A 1,287-nucleotide genomic window follows, 5' to 3' on the forward strand; every position below is an offset into this window, starting at 1 on the left:
TCTGGACCAAGACCGCTGATCAGATCCTGGCGTCACTCGGGCGACTTCTGCAGCGGATCTCCGGCGGAGGACACTAGATCCAGCCGGTACCGGTGGGGATCCCGGCGCTGGGGGTTGGGCGGGGACGTCGCCGGCGTTGCTCCACTGCCCGGAAAGTCCGCGACCAGCGCAGCGCGAACGCTTCGAGGTCGTCGGCGCTGACGCACGCGGCGAGTTCCTCGTCCTCGGCCGGACTCCATGGCGCGCTACGCCGGGTCGCGGTTGCGGCGGTGTCCGCGTGACGGAGGGCCTGCGAGCGGTGTGGTCGGTGGCCCTGGCCTGGTGACTGGGGCTGCGACTGAGACCGCAGCTCGCTGTGGGGTGGGGTCATGGTGTGCTCAGCTGCCAGCCGTCGCTGGGCCCACCAGGGCCGTGGAGGAGCCAGCCTCGCTCACGGAGCCAGGCGGTGCGCTTCTGCCAGACCCGTTCCCCGACACCGGCTTCACGGGCGAGTACGGCGGCGGTGTGATCGGGCGGGATGCGGTCGTCGTAGTCGGCGGCCGCGGCGAGCACCCACACCACTGCCTGCAGCGACGTCCGCGACGGCAGCGGCAGCCGCGCTCGGGGGATGGTGCGGATCGAGGTGTGAACCGTGCGGGCCCAGCGGACCGCGGAAGGGACCATGTCACGGGGGTCGGCGGGCAGCAGACGTACGTGCTCGAGCGGCACCTCGCCGGGTAGCGTGTCGAGGCTCTCGTGGAGGTCGCTGCTCTCCAGTGCGGGCTTCAGATGCAGGTCGCTGCTCATTGCGGGTACGCCGCAGCATGCTCACGCGCGGCGGTCAGCACCTCGCTGCCCGCGGCGCTGCAGCGATCGACCAGGCCGTGCAGGATGTCGTGCTCACCAGCAGGTCCAGGGCCGGCGCTCATCGCGGCCACCACGGTCACCTCTGTCCGTGCGAGCGCGGAGCGCAGCCGGGCCCGGTCCCACTCCACCTGAGCCATCCACTGGAAGACCTCGCGCAGTTTGGCCTCGGTGAGATCGATGTGGGCGGCGAGAAGGGCGACCTCGGCGGCGGAGTAGGTCCGCCCGCCGCGCAAGGTGGCCTTGCCCATGTCCGCGAACTGCATGATCGTCCTGTCGGTTGATAGCTGTCGGGTCTTGACCGAGACCCCCCGGGCGGTCGAGGCCTCACAGCGTCCGACGTCTGGGGCGGATGTCTGGGTCCGACGTCTGGGTCCGACGTCTGGGTTGGACGGCTGGGTTGGACGGCTGGGTTGGACGGCTGGGTTGGACGGCTGGGTTGGA

At 70.8% G+C, this 1,287-nt stretch carries 2 protein-coding genes; both read right to left on the reverse strand.

Features of this window, described 5'->3' with window-relative positions; genetic code table 11:
- Positions 1 to 366: 366 nt before the first annotated feature.
- The gene (locus AC0I8G_RS23090) at positions 367 to 786 is read right to left on the reverse strand and encodes a hypothetical protein (protein WP_471732041.1); all 420 of its coding nucleotides are present in this window, start codon (positions 784 to 786) and stop codon (positions 367 to 369) included.
- Positions 783 to 1,109, reverse strand: coding sequence for a hypothetical protein (locus tag AC0I8G_RS23095; protein WP_471732042.1), 327 nt, complete (start codon positions 1,107 to 1,109; stop codon positions 783 to 785). The genes AC0I8G_RS23090 and AC0I8G_RS23095 overlap by 4 nt, the downstream gene beginning before the upstream one ends.
- Between the last annotated feature and the right edge of the window lie 178 nt (positions 1,110 to 1,287).

The sequence above is a fragment of the Kineococcus sp. AC630 genome (assembly GCF_979255925.1).